This window comes from Pontibacter ruber (genome assembly GCF_023630205.1).
GTDB lineage: Bacteria > Bacteroidota > Bacteroidia > Cytophagales > Hymenobacteraceae > Pontibacter > Pontibacter ruber.
Map to the genome: position 1 here is coordinate 162,433 of NZ_JALPRR010000004.1, position 23,154 is coordinate 185,586.

The window sequence follows — 23,154 nt, forward strand, 5'->3', positions numbered from 1 at the left end:
GAAATTTAGATTGGAGGCACCAATATAAGCAGGAATCAGGAAATCCGGTGCAGTTCTGCTTAATTTTGATATACCCGTCAGCGTGTGTTACAGAAGCGCACAGGTGTCCTTCTGAAATGTGTATCGAAAGCGTACAGGTTTGGCAGGTATAGTTTGTAAACCAGCTGAAATAAAAGGATTTATACTTCTGGCACGCAGATTTCTTATAGAATAGACAGAACAGGCACCGGTACCCGCCAGCCTGATCAGAAAAAATAGACAACCGCTGCTAACTGCATAAAACTATGGTAAAGAACTATCTCAAAATGGCCTATCGCAACCTGATGCGCCACAAGGGTTTTTCCCTGATCAATATTTCAGGCTTGGCATTGGGTATGACCTGCTCCATACTTATCCTGCTGTGGGTGCGGGATGAGCTGAGCTTTGACCGTTTTCATGCCGACATCGACAACCTATACCGTGTAATGGAAGTGCAGCACTACCCTGGGGGCGACGACCTGACCGTGGATGCCAATCCCGGTCCGCTGGCAGAGGCACTGGAAGCCGAATTACCCGAGGTAAAGCATGCGGTGCGCAGTACAACCTGGGAGTGGAAACAGCTTTTCACACTGAATGACAAAGCACTGAAAGTTAACGGCCGCTATACCGACCCGGAGTTTTTTGAGGTATTCTCGTTTCCGCTGTTGTACGGCGATGCCGCACAGGTGCTGAAGCAGCCTAATTCTGTGGTGATCTCGGAATCGGTGGCTAAACAGTTCTTTGACTCGCCGGCCGAAGCCATGGGTAAAGTGTTTAAGATCAATAACGACAAGAGCTACAAGGTAACCGGTGTTTTTACAGACGTGCCGAAGAACTCCTCACTGCAGTTTGATTACGTAATGCCTGTGAACGACTGGATCAGCAGCCCCGGCAATGATTGGCTCCAAGAGTGGGGCAACAACGCGCTGCGCACCTATGTGCAGTTGCAGCCAGGCACCGACCTGGCCGCTTTTAACGCCAAGATCAAGCCGATCATCCAGAACCACAGCAAAGACACCAAGACCGAGCTGTTTGTGCAGCCCATAAAAGACATGTACCTCTATTCGGATTTCCGGAATGGCAAATCAGGTGGCGGGCAGATAGAATATGTGCGGCTGTTTATCATCGTGGCCATCTTTATACTGGTGATCGCCTGCATCAACTTCATGAACCTGGCCACGGCGCGCTCGGCCAAACGGGCCAAAGAAGTGGGCGTACGTAAAGCCATCGGGGCCAGCAAACCGGCGCTTATCCGGCAGTTTATGGTAGAGTCAGTGCTGGTAGCGTTCCTGGCGCTGTTCGTGGCCGTAAACCTGGTAGGCATCCTGCTGCCGCACTTCAACGACCTGACCGGCAAGTATATCGAGCTGAACCTGGCCGATCCTGAGCTGATCTTCCTGCTGCTGGGCGTGGCCATACTTACCGGCGTAATCTCGGGTAGCTACCCGGCCTTCTTCCTTTCTTCTTTCGACCCTGCCGTGGTGCTGAAAGGTACCGTGAAGCTGAACCGCAACGTGGCCGTGTTCCGCAAGGGGCTGGTGGTGTTCCAGTTCATCCTTTCGGCTCTGCTCATCATCAGCACGCTGGTCGTATACCTGCAGCTGCACTACATCCGCACCAAAAACATCGGCATGGACCGCGAAAACCTGGTATACATGCCCATAGAAGGAGAAATGAACGCCCATTACGAGGTGATCAAGCGCGAACTGCTCAATACGCCGGGTGTGCTGGGGGTAACATCAGCCAACCAGAACCCGCTGATGGTAGGCAACTCTACGGGCAGCATCAACTGGAAAGGCAAAGACCCGAATGCCGATATCCTGTTCAGCGTGATGACGGTAGATTACGATTTCCTGAAAACCATGGGTATTACGCTGAAGGAAGGCCGCGACTTCTCCAGAGAGTATGGCACCGATACCGCCGCCTTTATTGTAAACGAGGAAGCAGCGCGCCTTATGCAGCTACAAAACCCGGTGGGCGAGTGGGTAGAGTGGGGCAACAAAGGCCACATCATCGGGGTGATGAAGAATTTTTACTCTACCTCCATTCATGTGCCCATGCAGCCCCTTATTCTGCGGCTGCAGCCCAAATACGAAAATACCCTGTTTGCCCGCGTGGCTGCAGGCCGGACGCCTGAAACCATGGCGGCCATCGAGCAGATCCTCAAGCGGCAGAACCCGGCTTTCCCCTTTGAGTACCATTTTATGGACGATGATTACGAGCGCATGTATAAAAGCGAGGCCATTATGGGCGCCCTGACCCGCTACTTTGCCTTTATCGCCATCTTTATCTCCTGCATGGGTTTGTTCGGGCTGGCACTATTCACAGCTGAGCAGCGCACCAAAGAGATCGGTATCCGCAAGGTGCTGGGCGCTTCGGTGGCGAGCATTGTGCTGATGTTGAGCAAGGATTTCCTGAAGCTGGTATTGATCGCAAACGTGATCGCGCTGCCGCTGGGCTGGTATTTGATGAACGGCTGGCTAAACGACTATGCCGACCGTACCGAGCTGAACTGGTGGATCTTTGCGGCCGCCTTTGTGGCCACTTTCCTTATTGCTATGCTCACGCTCAGCTTCCATGCCATCAAAACGGCGGTAGCCACGCCGGTTACCTCGCTCCGCACAGAATAAACACCCGTTGCCATAAGTATAAAATACACTATGAAAAAGAATCTGTTATTCCTGTTGCTGCTCGTGGCATTTGCCACCAGAGCGCAGGTGTCCAACACACTCTCTGCCTCCGACAAAGTATACGGCCTGTCGAAGTTCTGGCAGGAAGTGAACTACAACTTTGTGTACCTGGACAAAGTGGACCGCACCCAGTGGGACAGAGCTTACCGCGAGGCGATCACGAAGGTGCAGGAGACGAAGAACGACTACGAGTATTACCGCGAATTGCAGAAGTTCTGCGCGCTACTCAACGACGGCCACACCAACATCTACTTCCCGCAAAGTATAGACTCGCTGCTCTACAACGACATGTTCGGCAAGTACCGGATCTTCCTGAGCAACATCGACAACAAAGCCGTTGTTACCAGAACCAACCAAAGTATAAAAGACGAGGTGCCGGTTGGCAGCGAGATCATCGAAGTAAACGGTCAGCCGACAGCGGAGTATCTGAAACAAGAGGTGCTGCCCTACATTTCCTCGTCTACGGATTATGTGCTGATGGACTGGGCGGTTAGCAACATGCTGAAAGGCCTGAAAGGGGAGAAGTATGACATTACGTACAGAACCCCAAAAGGCAAGGTAAAAGCCCTGACGCTGACGCATGCCAAAACCACCGAGCAGGAAGTATACCCGGCTGTTGAGAAGCGGGAACTGCTGACGCTGAAGTGGTACCCGAATCAAACCGCTTACCTGGCTCTGAACGGCTTTCATGATCCGAAGATTAACGAGCTGTTCCTGGAGAAACTGCCGGAGCTGCGCAAAGCCAAGGCTTTGATCGTAGACCTGCGCACCAACGGCGGCGGCTCTACAACCATAGGCCGTGACATCCTGAATTACCTGTCGCCGGACACGCTGCTGTACGGTTCTAAGAATTCCACGCGTGAGCACCTGGCTAGCTTCAAAGCCTGGGGCAAGTTTACAGCACCAAAAGATACCGTAGGCAACGAGTGGGCTACCAAATCGCTGCTGGCTTACCAGGATAAACTAGTGCATGAATTCGACTACAAACCCGCCCAGAACAAGGTCTCTCCGAAAGATAAAGTGATCGTTCCGACAGCTATACTTATCGGGCACCAGACAGCCTCAGCCGCCGAAGACTTTTTGATCTACGCCGACAACCAGCAGCACATGACCAAGATCGGTGAGAACTCCTTTGGCAGTACCGGGCAGCCTTTTATGTTCGATATGCCAGGTGGCGGTGGCGCCCGCATCTGCACCAAAAAAGACACTTACCCGGATGGCCGTGAGTTCGTGGGCTACGGTGTGAAACCAGATATAGAGGTGAAGATGACGCTGCAGGACTACATCCAGAAAAAAGATCCTGTATTGGACCATGCCCTAAAACACCTGAAAGGCCAGAAATTGGCCGCAAAATAATACTTACAACACAAAATAAAACTACATGAAAAGCTTACAAAAGTATGCGCTGACACTGCTGCTGGTGTCTGGTACCACTGCGTCTTATGCCCAGAATGTAAAGGAATTACCAAGTATAAGATCGAACAAAGAAAGCATTACATACACCGTAAATAACACCGAAAAGCGGTCTGACTGGAAAATATCGCCGGAACAGAAGCCGGACCGACTGGAGGTGGAGTGCAAACAGAAAGTTACCAGAGTAGCCTTTATTACTGATGTGGATTCCATTGCTTTTAATGTAAAAGTAGGCGACACCATACAGTTTTATGTGCAGAAAGGGGAGGAAAAAGCGCTGACAGAGATTGTGGGAGCTCCTAAAAATGTAACCTTCACGAAGAAGTACATCAAAGAGCACCAGGGCAAGTTTAGCGTGGAGGTGCCGGAAGTACATGAACTGGCGAACATACTGGTGGCTATCTCTAAGATAGGGCAGCAGGACTCCAACATGGTGGATATGACCACGCCTTACTACAAAGAAGTGATGGCTCATTTTTCGCCTTTTAAAAATCACCCGGTAATGGACGTGGTGAACAAGCACATCACTAAGGTGTTCGACAACGACAGCTACTGGTACTACTATGCCATGAAAATGAATGCCTGCGCTTATGTGTTTGATAAGAAGGGTAACATCAAAAACGAAGGCATCATCCGGAAGATGGGCTTTACTAACCAGGGTGATCCCATCTTAGCCAACCTTGCCCTTATCGAAGACTTTGCCCGTAAATCGAACTTCCGGGAGTTCTACAAACAACACCTGACCTACTACAGCGAGCTCGTTAAAACCTATCATACGTTGAACCCGATAGAGCAGCAGCAGTCATGGCTGGAGGAGATATTTAAATTCAAGTATGGCAACTATCAGGTGATCTTCTCGCCGCTTATAGGTGGTGCACACGCGACCATGAGTTACGAAGATAACGGTTTTGAGCAGACGGTAATGTATGTGAAAAGGGCAGACCTTAACCCAAAGTATAACCAGAAGGTAAACGAGATGCGAAATTCACGGATCGTGTTTACCGAAATAGACCACAACTTCGTGAACCCGACATCAGACAGATACTTAAAACAAATCAATGAAGTATTCGCTGACAGAGCCAAATGGGTAGTCGAAAGTAACGGCACCAGCGCCTATAGCCAGCCTTATAATGTGTTCAATGAATACATGACCTGGTCGGTTTACTCGCTCTACTGCCTGGATAAATTCTCTGCTGAAGACAACGCCATATTTATACCTTTAATGGAGCAGCAGATGGAGCAGCGAAGAGGCTTTGTAAGGTTTGGTGAGTTTAACCAAAAGCTGATCTCGCTTTACAAAGAGAACCCGAACATAAGTATAGACGAGCTCTACACCACCATGCTGGACTGGAGCAGAAACCTGCAGGCAAAACTTTAAGTAAATGAAACCCGACACTGCGTTTAGGTGTTATTAATCTGAAAAACGGATAGAAGTGTGCCGCAAAATTTATACCTTTGTGGCATACTTCTTGAAGTATAAATACCGAGAACAACGTTCTTTAACTTACGGGGATGACTGGAATTGACAGCTTGTGCAGGTTGCGTGTAAGCATGTCGGGTGATGAACGTACCACCTGTTAAAAATCCGTTCAAACAATAACTGGCGAATATAACTACGCCATGGCTGCTTAATCTAGGTATTAAGCACTAGCCATAGTCTCGTGCAGGTTTCGTGAATCTGCTTGCACATCAGAGGCTTCGATCCGATTTACTAGCTTGTGTAACGGTGTGGTGCACAGGCGAAACTAAAGCACCTAAGGAGTGCGCTTAAGTCTGACTTATACTTGCAAGCTCCCGACAATCCGAATAAGTCTAAGCATGTAGAAGGCACGACAATTTCCTTGTCTGGACCAGGGTTCGAATCCCTGCATCTCCACCAATATTCAAAAGCCTTGCAGGTATCTACCTGCAGGGCTTTTTTATTTCAATTCAGTCTATGAGCTGAATGGCTGCATTTCCAGAAACCTAAAACGACAACGCCTTGCCGGTTATACTTCGGCAAGGCGTTGTCGTTTGAACACTAAGGTGTTTATACGTGCTTAGTTATCGGAGTTGAAGTCTTTATAAGTCTTGGAGATGTTCTGATCCGTCGACTTGGACTTGTTCTTCCAGTTGGCATCCAGTTCCAGAGCTACCAGGCCTTTCAGGTTCATTACGGCCACAAAATCATCCGCATCCTTCATGAACTCAGGCTTGCGGCGCGACGATTTAAGTGCATACTTCCGGGCAAACACATCGCCTTTGGTCTGCAGCTCATTCCGCTTCTCCATTATGTAGTTGAGTCTTTCCAGAATGTCTTTGGTGGAGCGGCCAATCACTTCGGTTGCCTCCAGGGTGCCGATGGTCATGACGGTGGTGCCGCCGATGGTGGTGATCTTTTTAGAAGTGGCAGGCGTTTCGATGATAACAGGGGTTATGCCGGTTACTGCTCCCAACGAGGCGTTGGCAAGCGATCTGCCTTTCTTTCCTTTTCTGGCCCGGTTATACTTTTTCTTCAGGTCTTTTTCTGCGTCCTTCAACTGCTCCATCAGGTCCCAGGCTTTTACAAGAGCTGCGCGGTACTCGTTGTAGAGTTTCTGGTCCTTTTCCGCTTCGTTCACTGCATTTAGTATAGTGAAGCTAACGGACCTTTCATCTCGCTTATGCGATTTGTCAACCACAAAGAAGGTGAGGTTAAAGGCTACGGAATCCAGCGGGTCTTTTACAAATTCATAGCTGGGTTTCCAGATAAACTCATACTGAGATGCCGTGTTTTTTACAAGTGCACCGGCAGGCACATCCGTGTTGTCGGAAATGAAATTTACCACGGCAATGTCGTTGTCGCCGTTCGGGTCGTACAGCTGGAAAGTGATGTTCACAGTAGCGCCTTCCTTGTAAATGAATTTTTTCTGCGACGGGATCATCTGTATGCTTGGCGGAAGGTCCTGCTGCGTTACCTCAATTTTAAAGCTACCTTTTGTGCGGGCTTTGGCAGGCTGATCCTCTACATAAAACTCAAGTGTGATAGGGTTATTTCGCAGCCTGTTGAACTGGGTAAGCGAAGGCTTCCAGGTAAACTCTCCCTGTGCCGACAGCTTGGCACCTTCCGGCATTGCATCCGCGATCGGTACAAATACCACAGGGTCGTTGTCATCGTCTTTGGCAACAGAAGACTCTATTGTGTAGGTGTTCTGGGTATTGTATTTGACATAAAAAGGCTTCAGCTCACCGATCAAAGGAGGGCGGTTTACGTGCATTACCTTAAACTCTATTGCCTGGCTTGCGCTTTCACCTTTCTCGTTTTTCACCTCAAACAACAGCTGGGCCGTACGGCTGCTGCCAAGGCGGTCTACAAAATCGTAGCTTGGTATCCAGGAGAAGCGACCAAGCGAGTCGAACTCAATCCCCTCAACCCTGCCTTGGGTAAGGGCATACCTGAATTTTTCGGATGTGCCGCCGGTAGCTTTTACTTCAAACTCCAGCTTCTGTCCTTCTTTGAGCACGTTCCAGCCAGACTGATCCGGAAAAACCAGTTTAACGGCAGCAGGCTTAGCTACAGAGTCGGATTTTTCATCCTTTGTATCAGGAGACTGTGCAAAGGATTTGGTAATGAGAAGGAAAATGGCCGAAAGTAAAAGTATGTTTATTTTCATAAAAGAAACGTGACGTACAGTTGAGGCACAAAGGCAGCCTTAAAGGTAACAAAGACTTTTCTGCTAACCAAGGTAGTTATACTTTGGAAGGTCCGGGAGCATTTTATCTGATTCATTTCAAGGCTTCAGAACAACAAAATAAAGGAATGCTTTCCGGTATTCTGCGCCCAGATGACTTACAAACTGCTGCAGCATTCAAATATTGCTTTTTATCCTTTAGATTCAATTGAGTGCAATTTTGCAAGGCTTCAGCTTAATCGATTCTCAGCTCTTTTCAAGAGTTTGCCTGCAGCCTAATTGCTCTTTAGCAACTGCTGGTTTTAGCATACCCTGTAACGCAGATAACAAAGGCTCAATTTTAAGCATAATCTGCCACAAAGCCTTCTCTTTTCATCTATTTAAATGCCGGTTTTTGCAGTATTTGCAAATTTACTGCAGAAAGTGTGGTTGTTTTAACTGAGATTTTGTTAACTAGTAAGCACAATGCAGTGTTCTGTTCGTTTTTTTGCGGTTATACTTGCCTGATTAGTAATGTAAGGAGTATAAAGTGTCAGGCAGAAAGACGATGTTCTTCAATCAGAAGAGCATGCCTGTGGAAAATGGGCAAGTATACTCTCTGGTTGAAAGTATGTTATAACAGTATTTCGGGTTCCATCTAAAAGCGGCTGTCAGCAATCGGCCGAGCTCAGCCTTTACGTAATCTCTTGAAAATGAAAAAACTTTATCCGTTTCTGTTGCCGCTCCTGTTTTCGGTAACAGCCAGTTCCTGCAAACCCCAGCAGCAAAGTGTAAGTAGTGCACCTGTTCAAAAGGAAGTGTCTGCAACTGTTGAGAGTAAAAAGATAATAACCGGAGCAGAGCAGGTAGCAACCTATCTGCCCTACCTGAAGGGCAAGCGCGTAGGTATGGTGGTAAACCCGACCTCTGTGATCGGTAAGACAACCAGCGTGGATAGCCTTAAATCGTTAGGGGTAAACATTGTGCGCATCTTCGGGCCGGAGCACGGCTTCCGGGGCGATGCCAGTGCAGGGGTGAAGGTGGACGACAGCACCGATCCGAAAACAGGCATTGAAGTGGTATCCTTGTATGGCAAAAAAGAAAAGCCAACCAAAGAAAGCCTGGCCGATATAGACCTGATGATCTTTGATATACAGGACGTGGGTGCCCGGTTTTATACTTACACGATTACTATGCACCGCGTGATGGAAGCCTGCGCCGAAAACGGGGTGGAGCTGATGATCCTGGATCGGCCAAACCCGAACGGCTACCTGGTGGATGGCCCTATACTTGACATGAGTCTCAAGTCCGGTATTGGCATACACCCTGTGCCGATTGCGCATGGCATGACGGTAGGTGAGTACGCACAAATGATCAACGGCGAGGGCTGGCTGGCCAACGGTGTGAAGTGCAAGCTCAGCATCATAAAACTGAAAAACTATGCCCACGACATGCCCTATGTGTTGCCAGTCAATCCGTCGCCTAACCTGAACACACCTCAATCTATTCTGCTGTACCCTTCCTTGTGCCTCTTCGAAGGCACCATCATCAGTCAGGGCAGAGGTACGCGCTTCCCGTTCACGGTGCTGGGCAACCCGGACCTGAAAGGCAAGTATGATTTCAGCTTCACGCCGGTGAGTATCAAAGGCATGAGCGAGACGCCGCTGCACCAGGATAAAGCCTGCTATGGTTTGGACCTGAGAAACTACAACGCCGAAGCGCTTCGCAAAACTGGCCAGATCAACCTGTCATGGCTGATTGAAATGTACCAGGCATACCCGCATAAAGAAAAGTTCTTCGACTATAAACAGAGCAACCAGATTGGCAACTTCGACAAGCTGGCAGGAACGAAGCAGCTGAAGGAGCAGATCATAGCCGGTGTGCCCGAAACAGAGATCCGTAAATCCTGGGAACCTGCTCTGAGTGCGTACAAGCAGATGAGAAAGAAGTACCTGCTGTATCCATGATAGCAATTCCTGTATGCTCTCTGGAATAGAACTTTAAACACGTCGTAATCTTTGGTTTATAAAAGATTAATTGAAACATTTTAAGTCGCGGTACAGGCTTTATTTTGCGGAAGAAACCAGGTATGTGTTTGTGGTTTCCAAATAGTCAGTCGCAAGGATGTATCAAAGCGTGAAAGTTATACTTAGATCAGTCTGCAGTTTCCGGCATGTATCTAAGGGTAAAACAGCAGAATCTTGTATGAGACTGTGAGCAGTTACCAAGTATAGCAAATAGATATGTTATTGAGTGTGGGCTGAAAACAGGAGATAAACTGCTTGTAATAAGTTAAATTTGAGCTTTCCGGCCGGAAAGTCACTGGATAGTAAACAAAAAAAGTGAGTTGGTACTCACTTTTTTTGTTTAAGGCTGTTTTGCTTGTTAGTGCGTACTTTTCTTTTTTTTGCTAAAATAATCGCAAGAAGCTGACCTCTGTTTAAATTTTTTCTTTAGTTTTAAACACTCACCGGATATATAGCAGTATTGTTATTGATGTTGGTGTTTAAACAATTTGTATTTTGTTTATATGCTTGAAGTATAAGCAATATGAGGTGTTTGTATTTATACTTTGTCTTCAAAGTAGAATGGAAAAGGAACCTGCAGGAAAGAGAATGTATGCGTGCAGATTTGATTTGTACTGCGTGTGGCAGGTCATTAAATAAAGAACTTTAATAAGTTGTTGCCCTATTCATAATAACCCAATTCATAATTTAAAACCCAATAGCTAAGCTGTTATGGAAAAAAAAGTACAGTGTTTTTTATGGGGAATTTGTTTTCTCCTGTTTCATTTTCAGGTATTTGCCCAAAGCAAGCCTGTTAGTGGAACGGTAACTTCCGCAACGGAGAAGATTCCGTTGCCCGGTGTTTCGGTAGGTGTGAAAGGCACACCAAGAGGTACCGTAACGGACGTAAATGGTAAGTTTACCATTGAAGCAGCACCATCGGATGTGCTGGTGTTCAGCTTTATCGGTATGAAAACCCTGCAGTACCCTGTAGGCAATGCAACCAACCTTACCATTGCGCTACAGGATGATGCAAAGAGCCTGGATGAGGTAGTGGTAACTGCTCTTGGTATCAAGCAGGAAAAGAAGGCGTTAGGTTACGCCATAACAGAGGTTAAAGGTGCTACCGTTGCACAGACGCAGCGCGAGAACTTCGTGAACGGCCTTGCCGGCCGTGTGGCTGGTGTAGAGGTAACGACTACATCTGGTCTGCCAGGTTCTTCTTCCTCAGTAATGATCCGTGGTGTGAGCTCGCTGAGCGGTAGCAACCAGCCGCTTTATGTGGTAGACGGTTTGCCGATCAACAACAACACGTTCAATACTGCCGGTTTCGCTTCTTCAGCTAACTCTGCTACCTCTCTCGATAACCGCTCTACGGACTTTACCAACAGAGGCGCTGACATCAACCCGCAGGACATTGAAAGCATCACGATTCTGAAAGGACCTGAAGCTTCTGCTCTTTATGGTATCGATGCGGCATCCGGTGCTATCGTAATTACTACTAAAAGAGGTAAGGCCGGTACAAGCCAGATCGACTACAGCAACAGCTTCCGTTTCGATCGTATTACAAAGTTTCCTGAAATTCAGCAGGTATACGACAGAGGTATCGGCGGCGTAACAGACGATACCGAAACTGTTGTTTCTTATTTTGGTGCTCCATACGCGGAAGGAACAAAGTTCTATGACAACGTAGACAACTTCTTCCAGGATGCGCTTACACAGAAGCACAACCTTTCATTCTCTGGTGGTTCTGAAAAATCGCAGTACCGTATTTCCGGTTCAGTAACTGACCAGGAAGGTTTCGTGCCAGGTACAGACCTGACGAAGCTGAACCTGTCTTCTGCCATTACTTCTACACTTAATAAGTATATGTCTACGGACGTGTCTTTCAGCTATACTTATTCAGATAACAACTCTGCTTTTAAAGGTGCCGGTGGCCCGCTGCTTGGCCTGTTAACCTGGCCATCTACTGACGACGCCAGCGTTTACCTGACTCCAACCGGAGAGCGTAGAGTGCTCACTACCAGTGCCAGTGAAGTGGAAAACCCGTTCTTCAACATCAACAAGAACACGATCAACGATGTTAACAACCGTTACATCACCAATGCCAAGTTGATCATCGATCCGACTTCCTGGTTGAAACTTGTTGGTAACGTTGGTTTCGACTTCTCTACCGGTAAGATCACCATGGTGCGTCACCCGGAGTCTAACTATGGCAAGTCAAGAGGCGGTATTTTTGACCAGTCGCTTGACAACCAGCGTAACTTTAACGTGCAGTACTATGCACAGCTTAACCGCTCTTTCTTTGGTGATAAGTTCCATGCTGACCTGAAACTGGGTAGCGAAGTAAGAGATCAGAACTCATACACGCAGGCTGTTACCGGCGAGCGTTTCCTGGCTCCTGACCTGTACTCTATTGAGAACACAGACGGTACGACACACAGAGGTAGAAACAGACTGTACCAGAGACGCTTAGTAGGTGCTTTCGGTAACCTGACACTGAACTACAGCGACATGTTGTACCTGAACCTGACCGGCCGTAACGACTGGAGCTCTACACTTCCTGTTGAAAGCCGTTCATTCTTCTATCCATCTGCTTCCCTTAGCTTTATCTTCACAGAGCTGGAGCCATTCCAAGGCATCAGAGACGTACTTTCTTATGGTAAACTGAGAGGTTCCATTGCCCAGGTAGGTAAAGACGCAAGCCCTTACAGCATCCGTGCGTTCCTGGAGCCTAAGTCTACAACAGGCGGTGGTTTCGGTTATGCCTTCACGGGTCCTAGCCCGAACCTGAGACCAGAAATGACAACGTCTTACGAGTTTGGTACAGAGTTGAAATTCTTCAACGACCGTATCGGCCTGGATGCGACATACTTCAACAAGAAGTCAGTTGATCAGATCGTGCGCGACATGCGTCTGAGCTACGGTACAGGTTTCGTACTGCAGGCTTTCAACGCCGGCGAGATGAGAACAGAAGGTATCGAGTTTCAGTTGAATGCAACGCCTGTTGCTTCTGCAGACTTCCAGTGGGATGTGTTGGCAAACTTCACGCATCTGTGGAGCGAACTGCTTACCCTGCCTAAAGGTGTGAACGAGTTCTATATGTCTGATACCTGGTTGTATGGTAACGTAAGAAACGGTGCTACACCAGGTGGCGCACTTACTACGTTCACAGGTCAGGACTATGCACGTAACAACAAAGGTGAGATCCTGATCAGCCCAACAACCGGCTATCCGCTGAGAAACCCTGAATGGGTAGTAGTTGGCGACAGACAGCCAGACTACACCGTTGGTCTGACCAACAGCTTCCGCTACAAGAACGTTTCCCTGAACTTCCTGCTTGACTTCAGAAAAGGTGGCGATATCTACAACGGTACCGAGCACTTCCTGACAAGCCGTGGCCTGAGCAAGAGAACGCTTAACCGTAACCAGCCGGTTATTTTCGAAGGCGTAATGAAAGACGGTCTGGAAAACACAGCCAACCCAACTAAGAACACGATCGTGATCGATCCGTCTCGTGACGCAAACTTCTGGTCTACTACATATGGTCTTCCGGAAACAGATTTCATCGAAAAAGATATCAACTGGGTACGTCTGAGAGACATCACGCTTAACTATAACTTTACTTCAGCTCTGCTGAAAAACACGAAGTTCATCAGAAGTGCAAGTGCCTTCGTGACTGCAACGGACGTGTTCATCCTGACCAACTACTCCGGCCTGGATCCTGTGGTGAATGGTAACTCTGCTGCCGTTGGTGGTAGCGGCGGTGCTGGTTTCGACTACGGTAACTTCCCAATGCCAATGGGTCTGAACATCGGTGTAAACGTTGGATTTTAATTGAACAAGCAATGAGAAAGATAGAACGATCAATGAGAAAGATACTTTGCGCTTCTCTTTTAACGGCTGGCTTGTTTGCCACAACCAGCTGCGATAATTACCTGGACGTTAACACAAACCCGAACGGCCCGGATCAGGTGGTAGCACCGCAGTATTATTTACCGGCTATCCAGTCGGAGCTTGCCCTGGGTATCCAGTTCGACTCCCGTTACCTGGGTAAGTATGTGCAGAACTGGAATCATATTTCAGCAAATGATCCCTGGGATCAGCATGGCTATATAGCTAACAGCGATGCTGCCGGTCAGCTTTGGAGAGCCATCTACTACAGCATGGGCGCCAACCTTACCGATATGATCACCAGAGCGGAGCAGGAAGAGAAGTGGGACTTTGCTGGTGTAGGCTACCTGATGAGAGCATTCGGCTGGCAGACCCTGACCGACTATCATGGTGAAGTGATCGTGTCGCAGGCGTTTGAGCCGGGCAGAACCAGCTTCGACTATGATACGCAGGACAAGATCTATGAAGAAGTAAGACGCCTGACGCTTCTGGCTATCCAGAACCTGGAAAGAACAGATGGAAAGGTAGCGAACTCGCAGCTAAACCAGGGCGACCTGATCTACGGTGGTGACCGCACCAAGTGGCTTAAGTTTGCTTATGGTTTGCTGGCTATCAACGAGCATCACCTGAGCAACAAGTCTACTTACAATCCTGATAAAGTAATCGAGTACGTAAACAAGTCGCTGGCAAGCAACTCGGACGATGCTTCTGTTCGCTTTGAAGGTGCCGTGTCTAACGACACGAACTTCTTTGGCCCAAGAAGAGGTAACATGAACTCTTTCCGCCAGTCTAAATTTATCGTGAGCCTGCTAGATGGTACCAACCCGGCGCTTCAGGATGAAGAACTGATTGGAAAGGACCCGCTCACATTGTTTGCCGAACAGCACCTGAAAGATCCTCGTCTGCCGGTAATGCTGGCAACAGCACCAGATGGTCAGTACAGAGGTGTTACACCGGGTGTAGGTGTGTCAGAGTATGAAGCGACTAAACGTCCTAAAAATCTTTGGAACACGCCTACCGACGTAGTGGCTGCTACAACGCCAAATAAGTACCTGTTCGGTAACAACGAGCGTTTCCCGATTATGACGTATGCACAGATGCAGTTTATCAAGGCGGAGGCTGCGTTTATAAAAGGTGACAAAGCAATGGCTCTGGAAGCTTATACAAAAGGCGTGAAGGCTCACCTGGATTTTGTTCAGAAGTATGCCGTAAACGATGCCGCTACGCCTGAAGATGAAGCAGCCGTTTACACGCAGCGCAGAGCACTGTACGAAGCAAGCGAGGACCTGATCCCTGTTTCAGCGGAAGGCCTGACCCTGCAGAAGATCATGTTGCAGAAGTATATCGCACAGTGGGGATGGGGCTTCCTGGAAACCTGGTCTGACCTGAGAAGATACCACTACAGCAGCGATGTGTTCACTGGCTTCCAGTTGCCGAACCCATTGTACGGCTTAAACCAGGGCAAACCTGCATACCGCTTCAGACCACGTTACAACTCTGAGTATATGTGGAACGTGTCTGCTCTGGAAAAAGTAGGTGGTCTTAACCCGGATTACCATACTTATGAAATGTGGTTCAGCAAACAATAATCTGATTACATCATGAAGAATATAGTAACAAAATCATTCGCTATACTTGCCGCAGGCTTCTTTTTAGGAGCCTGCGAAAAAAACGGAATTGAAGATCATTACGAGCCAACCAACACCGGTGCGCACATCAAGATGATCCATGCGGCACAGGATGCTCCGATGGTGAACATGTTCCTGAACGATCAGAAAGTGACTGCGCTGGCGCCTGTGGTAACTGCTGCCAAGGACACGATCGTTACCGGTCTGTCTTACGCTGGTACTGCTGTGTTCCCGGCTTCTTTAGGGTATGCTACTGTTCCTGCTGGCAACTATAACGTACAGATTATCGACACCACTTCTGCAAGAGGTGCAGCACAACCTGTATCTAATACGTCTGCTACCTTGAACGACAGAGCTTCTTATTCTGCTTTCCTGATTGGGAAAAAAGATCCTGGCTTCGAGACGTTTGTAGTAGAAGACAAGCTGCCTGACGTTAGTGATTACTCTAAAGCTTACATCCGCTTTGTAAACGTGATGGCCGATGCGCCTGCCTTTGATGTGAAGGCAGTAAATAAGGCAACTGAAAATACTCCGGCGCCTGTTCAGGTAGCTACAAACGTGCCTTACAAAGGCGCCACTGCTTATGTAGCAATCGAGCCGGGTACGTATGACTTCCCGATTTACAAAACCGGTTCAACAACTCCTTATACAACTATGACCGGTGTTGCTCCGTCAGCCGGTAGAGTGTATACGTTCTATACCAGAGGTATCTATTCTGAAACTACTGCGCCTGCAACCACTAACAGGGTACTGGTAAGAGACAGATAATCTCTTGTTAACTACAATCCAAAAAGCCCTCCATTGGTAAATAGCCTGGAGGGCTTTTTAATACCCACCAATTCCTAATCTTATACTTTTAGCTATGATCAGAAATTTTACCCTATTTATACTTTCGCTTTTTACCACATTTACTGCTTTCGCGCAGCAGAACAAAACAGCCCCTAAAAGAGAATTCCGCGGTGTTTGGATCGCGACGGTGCAGAACATCGACTGGCCTTCAAAACCAACATTGAATGTAGATTCAGAAGACCAGCGGGAGGAACTGCTGGCTATCCTGGACGAGCACAAACGTACCTGCATCAATGCAATCATGTTGCAGATCCGGCCTTCTACCGACGCATTTTATGCCAAAGGCCGCGAGCAATGGAGTATGTTCCTGACAGGAAAGCAAGGAGTCGCTCCTAAACCTTTTTACGACCCGCTTGAGTTCGCCATCAAAGAAGCACATAAGCGTGGCATGGAACTACACGCCTGGATCAATCCTTACCGGGCCACCACCAGCCTGGTCGATTCCCTCACAAGCCCTGACCACATCACCCGCACCAAACCGGAATGGTTTTTTACCTACGGCGATAAAAAATATTTTAACCCCGGCCTGCCGGAGGTGCGCGCTTACATCAATGATGTGATCACAGATATTGTGCGCAACTATGACGTGGACGGTATTCACTTCGACGATTACTTTTACCCATACCCGGGCAAAGAAAGCCTGCCCGATTCGATAACCTTTCAGCAGCATCCGCACGGCTTTACCGACATCGAAGACTGGCGCCGCAACAACGTGGACATCCTGATCCGCGATCTGTCTCAGAACATACATGCTGAGAAAAGGCACGTGAAATTTGGTATAAGCCCGTTTGGCATCTGGCGTAACCTGGCCCAGGACTCGCTAGGTTCCGAGAGCAACGGCTTGTCGGGCTACAGTGCCTTATATGCCGACGCCCGCAAGTGGGTGCAGGAAGGCTGGATAGACTATACCAACCCGCAGTTATACTTCCCGTTCGGTTACGCGGCGGCTCCTTATGAAAAACTGCTGGACTGGTGGGCGGCCAATGCCTTCAGCAGGCATGTGTACCTAGGCCAGGGCGTGTACCGCGCCATGGAAGACCGCGAAGGCTGGCGCGACAAGCAGCAACTGCCAAACCAGGTACGCTACCTGCGCAATAACCCGAATGTACAGGGAAGTGTATACTTCAGCTCCCGTTCTCTGACCAACAACCTGGGTGGGTTCCGCGATTCCTTACAGCACGATTTTTACCGTTACCCGGCCCTGCAACCTACTATGCCCTGGATCGATAACTCGGCCCCAACAGCACCTTTGAAGCTGCGCGACAACAAGTTTCTTTTCTTTACCCCGAGAAGGAAAGCCAAGCTGCAGTGGGAACACCCGCAGCAGGACGAGGACGTGTACGGCTATGTTGTATACCGCTTTGACGAGAACGAGCCGATAGATATGGAGCGGGCGCAGAACATCGTTCACATTACTTTCGATGGCCTGGCAACCTCCTTCCACGACAAGAGCGCGAGCCGTGGCAAATCTTACCAGTATGTGGTGACATCCATCGACCGGTTGAAGAACGAAAGCGCACCCTCTAACAATTTCAGAAAGAAATTGCATTAACTATAAGTATGGCTTACAGGAAGTATGGAACAGCAGCCTCCTGTAAGCCAACACATCAAGCATATCAAAAGCAGAAGCATGATGAAAAGCAAAAAGACATGGCTTACTTTAGTGGCAGGCGCCTGCATAGTAACAGCAAATGCCATTGCCTTCAGTAACCAGGCCCAGCCAGGTTATGAGGCTTCGGTAGAAGTTGCAGCAGAAGAGCAGACCTGGATACGCATTAACCAACTGGGTTATACTCCCTCGGGCATCAAGGTAGCTGTGTGGGTAAGCAAATCACAGGCACGGCTGAAACGTTTTGAGCTGGTGGATGCCGCTACCAACAAAGTGGTGTTTAAAGGCAAAGCAGGGGAGACCTATGGTGCCTACGGGCCTTTCAGTGAATCGTACCGGCTGAATTTTTCAGCTTACAGCAAGCCGGGTAATTATTACCTGAGAGCCGGGAAAGTAAAATCACCGGAGTTTAAGATTGCAGATGATGTTTACAAGGGCACGGCCGATTTTGCTTTGCGCTACATGCGCCAGCAGCGCAGCGGCTTTAACCCTTACCTGAAAGACTCCTGCCACACCGATGACGGCTATACTATGTATGGCCCGATGCCGGACAGCACCATTATTGACGTATCGGGTGGCTGGCACGATGCCTCGGATTACCTGCAGTATAGCACCACATCTGCCAATGCCACTTACCACCTGCTGGCGGCCTACCGCGATTTTCCGGAAGTTTTTACGGATAAGCACCTGGATAACGGCCTTGAAGGAACAAACGGTGTAGCCGATGTGCTGGACGAGGCCAGATGGGGCTTGAACTGGCTACTGAAAATGCACCCAAAGGAGGACTGGCTGTTCAACCAACTTGCAGACGACCGCGACCACCAAGGCCTGCGTCTGCCAACCAAAGACGATGTAGATTATGGTATGGGCAAAGGCAAAGCGCGTCCGGTATATTTTGTAACCGGCGAGCCACAGGGCCTGGGCAAGTATAAAAACAGGGCAACAGGTGCTGCCTCTACGGCAGGTAAATTTGCAAGCGCATTTGCTTTGGCCGCTCAGACCTACCAGGGAAAAGACAATGATCTTGCGAAGCTGTTTAGGCAGAAAGCTTTATCAGCTTACAAGCTAGGGCTTGCCAAACCAGGCGTTGCGCAAACAGCTCCTAACCGTGCGCCATACTTTTATGAAGAAGACAACTGGGTGGATGATATGCAGCTAGGCGCTGCCGCACTTTACCAACTCACCAACGACCAATCATACTTCAAGCAGGGGTATACTTACGGCTTGCAGGAAAAAGTAACGCCGTGGATGGGCGCCGACACCGCCCGCCATTACCAGTGGTACCCGTTCCACAACTTCGGGCATTTTGAGCTGGCCAAGAAAGCTGATGCGAAAAGCAAAGCAGAGTTGATCAGCTTTTACAAAGAAGGGATTGAGCGGGTGTTCGCCAAAGCAAAAAAGAATGCTTTTTACCGCGGTGTACCGTTTATCTGGTGCTCCAACAACCTGACCACTTCTTTCGCTATCCAAAACCATCTGTGCCGCAAAATGACCGGCGACCAGACCTTTGCTGAGCTGGAGCAGGCCAACATCGACTGGTTGTTTGGCTGCAACCCATGGGGAACAAGTATGGTGTTCGGCTTGCCGGCTCATGGCGATACGCCAGTTGATCCGCACTCGTCGCTCACCTACCTGCACCAGTACCCGCTGGATGGTGGTCTGGTAGATGGTCCTGTGTACGGCAGTATCTTTAATAACCTGAAAGGCATTGCCCTGGTGCAGGAAGACGAGTATGCCGCTTTCCAGTCGAAGCTGGTGGTGTACCACGACGATTTTGGCGATTACAGTACCAACGAACCAACCATGGATGGCACAGCTTCGCTCATTTATCTGCTGGCGGCACAAGAGCAAAGTTCCAGGGAGGGGGCTCAGGCAAAAAAGTAGTAAAGGATAAGCATGGCGCTATTATCCGGGGCGATGTAACAAGTAAAAGTATAGCGCTGGTTTTTACAGGCGATGAGTCTGCTGACGGTGCTGAAAGTATACTTCAAACGCTGAAGAAACACCAGGCAAAAGCCTCCTTCTTTCTGACTGGGCGGTTTTATAGTAATCAAGATTTTAAACAAAGTATACAGCAACTGAAGCGGGAGGGGTACTACCTGGGTGCTCACTCCGACGCTCACCTGCTATACTGCGACTGGACGAAGCGTGACAGTCTGCTGGTAACGAAGCAGCAGTTCAGCGAAGACCTTCAGCAGAACTATAACAGGATGGCTAAGTTTGGGATCAGGAAAAAAGACGCTCCATACTTTCTGCCGCCTTACGAATGGTACAACCACCAGATTACTAATTGGACAACAGAGGAAGGCTTGCAACTGGTAAACTTTACGCCCGGCACCCGCTCTGCTGCTGATTATACTTATCCGGAGATGGGCACGCGTTATGTTGGTTCAGAAACCATACTTCAATCTATATTTGAGTATGAGCATAAAGACCCGAATGGCCTGAATGGTTTTCTGCTGCTGTTGCACATCGGTACTGACCCGAGGCGGGAGGATAAATTTTACTATAAGCTGGATGAACTGCTTACACAGTTAAAAGTTAAAGGCTACCGGTTTGTAACGGTTAGCGAGCAGCTTTCAGAGTGATAAAAATTATTTACATGAGACATTTTATACTGATACTTATACTTGCAGGCTTGTTTACAAGCTGTCAGCGAACAGCTTCAAAACAACCTGTTCCGGAAAGTATAAACTACCTTTCCCGAGAGGCATGGGGCGCCAACGCACCGGTTTTCCCGATGCGCAGCCACAAGCTTACTCGTCTTACCATTCACCACACAGCCACCAGGCAGCTGCCTGAGAAATCGCTGGTTGATAAAATGAAAGCGCTGCAGCAATTCTCTCAGAAGGAGAGCCCCTTGGCTGACGGACGAATGAAACCGGCCTGGGCCGATATACCTTACCATCTGTATGTGGATGTGTATGGGGAAGTGGCTGAAGGAAGGGAAGTTAATTATGCCGGAGACTCCAACACGGCTTACGATCCGGCTGGCCACCTGCTGGTGGTAGTGGAAGGTAATTTCGAAGAAGAGGAGATCACGCCAAAGCAAATGAAGACGTTGGAACTGCTTGTTCCTGCGCTGGCGAAGCAGTATCAAATTCCTGCAGATAGTATAGCTACTCATAAAGATTTTGCACAGACAGCCTGTCCGGGTAAGAAGCTGTATGAGCAGATCCCGCACCTGCAGCAACTGGTAAAAAGGTAATACTCCGTTCATACTTTGACCTGTTACTCACTCTTGTTGAAACATGACCAGTATAAATATATACTGAAGGCTCTTAAAACATAAGCGTGCTTTGTAGGAGGAGAGGGGTGTATGCGTTTTTTTGCGCATTTATTTAAAAAACATTGCAAATACTAGGAACTATAGCGGCACGTTTCTTATTTTTATTTAATTATAGCGCTAATCACTGCTTATACGGGTGCGCTTTTGTGCGCATTTCGGAGAGAGGGTTGTGGGAGAAATTGCAAAATAGGTTAACTTAAACGGCTTTTAGCTGCTAATTATCTGTGTCTTAGGCAAATGAAAATACTAAAGTATACCGGTGTTATTGCGCTGTTTTTGATAGCAGGTCTGTGCAAGGTACAGGCGCAGGCTTTCCGATTTGCTTTTGTCTCGGACACACACATCGGCAACCCAACGGCCGAAGAAGACCTTCGCCGAACAGTAGCTGATATCAACAGCAATGATTCTATCAGTTTTGCTATGTTTACCGGAGACATCACCGAGTTTGGTTCTGATGAAGAGCTGAAACTGGCGAAGCAGATACTTGATGAGCTGAACAAGCCCTGGTACATTATTGCCGGTAACCACGATTCGAACTGGTCGGAGAGCGGTAGCAATACGTTCAGGACTGTATTTGGCGCCGAGACGTTCAGCTTCGTGCACAACGGCTACCTGTTTGCCGCTACCAGCTCGGGACCGAACATGCGTATGGGCCCGGGGCAGGTTCCTCGTGAAAATATCGTATGGCTTGACTCGGTGCTGAACAACATGCAGAACCCGCAGATGCCGGTCATCTACCTCAATCACTATCCCCAGGACTCCTCTCTTAACAACTGGTACGACGCCATTGACCTGCTGAAAAAGCGTAACATTCAGCTTATGCTGCACGGGCACGGGCATAACAACCGCCTCTTCAACTATGATGGCATTCCTACAGTAATGGGGCGCTCTAACCTGCGGGCGAAAGCAGAAATTGGCGGCTACAACATTGTTACGATAGAGAACGGCGAGGCTCGTTTTACAGAACGAAACCCGGTAACTAAAACACTAAAGCCATGGATGGAAGTGCAGCTGACAGATCATCAGTTCAACACCAATCCGGGGAAATATCACCGCCCATCGTATGCCGTGAACCAGGTGTACCCGAACGTAAAGAAAGTATGGGAATACCAGGACGACAGCGACGTAGGAGCCGGTACCGCCACAACCAAAAACATAGTAGTGGCTACCAACACAAGCGGCCTGATCTACGCCTTAGATATGAATACCGGAAAGCGCACCTGGAGCTACCAGACCGGAGGCAAGATCTATTCTACTCCTGCCATTGCCAAAAACTATGTAGTGGTAGGTTCATCAGACCATCACATTTACTGCTTGTCGGCTAAAAGCGGTAAGCTTATCTGGAAATTTAAAGCGCAGAAAGCGGTGCTGGGCTCTCCTGTAATTGAGGGCAAGAAAGTATATATCGGTGCTTCAGACGGGCATTTCAGAGCGCTGGACCTGAAGAGCGGCAAACTGATCTGGGACTTTGACCAGGTTAATAACTTTGTGGTAACCAGGCCGCTGCTATACAAAGGCAAAGTATACTTTGGCAGCTGGGGCAATGATTTTTATGCTCTGGATGCTGCTACCGGAAAACTGGCCTGGAAGTGGAGCAACGGCTCTAAAAACCGCATGTTCTCGCCGGCTGCCTGCTACCCTGTAGCTGTAAACAACCGCATATTTATAGTTGCACCAGACCGTTTTATGACCGCTCTCGACGCTGAAACCGGCAAAGAAATTTGGCGCGAGCAGAAGAAGGATATCCGTGTGCGGGAGTCGATGGGGATTTCGGCAGATGGCAAACTGGCTTACGTAAAAACAATGGATGGGCAGCTTTATGGCATTTCCACGTCCGCAGACTCTATGCAGGTAGGCTGGAAATCGGAGCTGCAACTGCCTTACGAGCTGGCTCCTTCTGCCATTGTGGAAAGCAACGGCGTGGTGTACGTGCCATCGCATTCGGGTATGGTGAGCGCCATCGACAGAAACAACGGAAAGGTGCTTTGGAAGCATAAAAGCTCCAACAGCCTGATGAACCCTGTAATGCCGCTAGGAAAAAATAAAGTGGTAGTGAGTACCATGGATGGTAAAGTAACCTGCCTGGAGTATATTTCGGAATAATAGCGCAGGTATCTTAGAATTTGATC

Annotated in this window: 13 protein-coding genes and 1 other RNA gene; 13 read left to right on the forward strand and 1 reads right to left on the reverse strand. The window is 48.6% G+C overall.

The window, feature by feature from the left end:
- Positions 1-284: 284 nt before the first annotated feature.
- The 4 genes from MJ611_RS17295 (at position 285) to ssrA (ending at position 6,000) form a co-directional block, all read left to right on the forward strand.
- Entirely contained in the window at positions 285-2,648 is a 2,364-nt protein-coding gene (locus MJ611_RS17295; protein WP_250431651.1) for an ABC transporter permease, read from the forward strand.
- A gap of 30 nt (positions 2,649-2,678) precedes the next feature.
- On the forward strand, positions 2,679-4,064 hold the full coding sequence (locus MJ611_RS17300; protein ID WP_250431653.1) for a S41 family peptidase: 1,386 nt from the start codon (positions 2,679-2,681) through the stop codon (positions 4,062-4,064).
- A 25-nt stretch (positions 4,065-4,089) separates the two neighbouring features.
- Positions 4,090-5,499 (forward strand): DUF4932 domain-containing protein, encoded by a 1,410-nt coding sequence (locus tag MJ611_RS17305; RefSeq protein ID WP_250431654.1) that lies wholly within the window; start codon positions 4,090-4,092, stop codon positions 5,497-5,499.
- A gap of 130 nt (positions 5,500-5,629) precedes the next feature.
- Positions 5,630-6,000, forward strand: a transfer-messenger RNA (tmRNA) gene (gene ssrA / locus MJ611_RS17310).
- A 160-nt stretch (positions 6,001-6,160) separates the two neighbouring features.
- On the opposite strand, the gene MJ611_RS17315 is transcribed toward ssrA, so the two are convergent.
- Entirely contained in the window at positions 6,161-7,753 is a 1,593-nt protein-coding gene (locus tag MJ611_RS17315) for a hypothetical protein (protein ID WP_250431656.1), read from the reverse strand.
- 710 nt (positions 7,754-8,463) lie between these two features.
- Between MJ611_RS17315 and MJ611_RS17320 the strand changes: the two genes are divergently transcribed.
- The 9 genes from MJ611_RS17320 to MJ611_RS17360 all read left to right on the forward strand — a co-directional run bounded on the left by MJ611_RS17320 (position 8,464) and on the right by MJ611_RS17360 (position 23,128).
- On the forward strand, positions 8,464-9,717 hold the full coding sequence (locus MJ611_RS17320) for an exo-beta-N-acetylmuramidase NamZ family protein (protein ID WP_250431658.1): 1,254 nt from the start codon (positions 8,464-8,466) through the stop codon (positions 9,715-9,717).
- 771 nt (positions 9,718-10,488) lie between these two features.
- The gene (locus tag MJ611_RS17325) at positions 10,489-13,593 is read left to right on the forward strand and encodes a SusC/RagA family TonB-linked outer membrane protein (protein WP_250431660.1); all 3,105 of its coding nucleotides are present in this window, start codon (positions 10,489-10,491) and stop codon (positions 13,591-13,593) included.
- A 32-nt stretch (positions 13,594-13,625) separates the two neighbouring features.
- A complete protein-coding gene (locus MJ611_RS17330; protein ID WP_250431661.1) occupies positions 13,626-15,239 on the forward strand; it encodes a SusD/RagB family nutrient-binding outer membrane lipoprotein in 1,614 nt (537 codons plus the stop codon).
- Positions 15,240-15,251: 12 nt separating this feature from the next.
- On the forward strand, positions 15,252-16,046 hold the full coding sequence (locus MJ611_RS17335) for a DUF4397 domain-containing protein (protein ID WP_250431664.1): 795 nt from the start codon (positions 15,252-15,254) through the stop codon (positions 16,044-16,046).
- 94 nt (positions 16,047-16,140) lie between these two features.
- The gene (locus MJ611_RS17340) at positions 16,141-17,679 is read left to right on the forward strand and encodes a glycoside hydrolase family 10 protein (RefSeq protein WP_250431665.1); all 1,539 of its coding nucleotides are present in this window, start codon (positions 16,141-16,143) and stop codon (positions 17,677-17,679) included.
- A gap of 78 nt (positions 17,680-17,757) precedes the next feature.
- Positions 17,758-19,620, forward strand: a complete 1,863-nt coding sequence (locus MJ611_RS17345) for a glycoside hydrolase family 9 protein (protein WP_250431667.1) — start codon at positions 17,758-17,760, stop codon at positions 19,618-19,620.
- Between the two features lie 56 nt (positions 19,621-19,676).
- Positions 19,677-20,324, forward strand: a complete 648-nt coding sequence (locus tag MJ611_RS17350; protein ID WP_250432023.1) for a polysaccharide deacetylase family protein — start codon at positions 19,677-19,679, stop codon at positions 20,322-20,324.
- 14 nt (positions 20,325-20,338) lie between these two features.
- Positions 20,339-20,944, forward strand: coding sequence for a peptidoglycan recognition protein family protein (locus MJ611_RS17355; protein WP_250431669.1), 606 nt, complete (start codon positions 20,339-20,341; stop codon positions 20,942-20,944).
- A 318-nt stretch (positions 20,945-21,262) separates the two neighbouring features.
- Complete coding sequence (locus MJ611_RS17360; RefSeq protein WP_250431671.1) at positions 21,263-23,128, forward strand: outer membrane protein assembly factor BamB family protein; 1,866 nt, start codon at positions 21,263-21,265, stop codon at positions 23,126-23,128.
- The last annotated feature ends 26 nt before the right edge of the window (positions 23,129-23,154 follow it).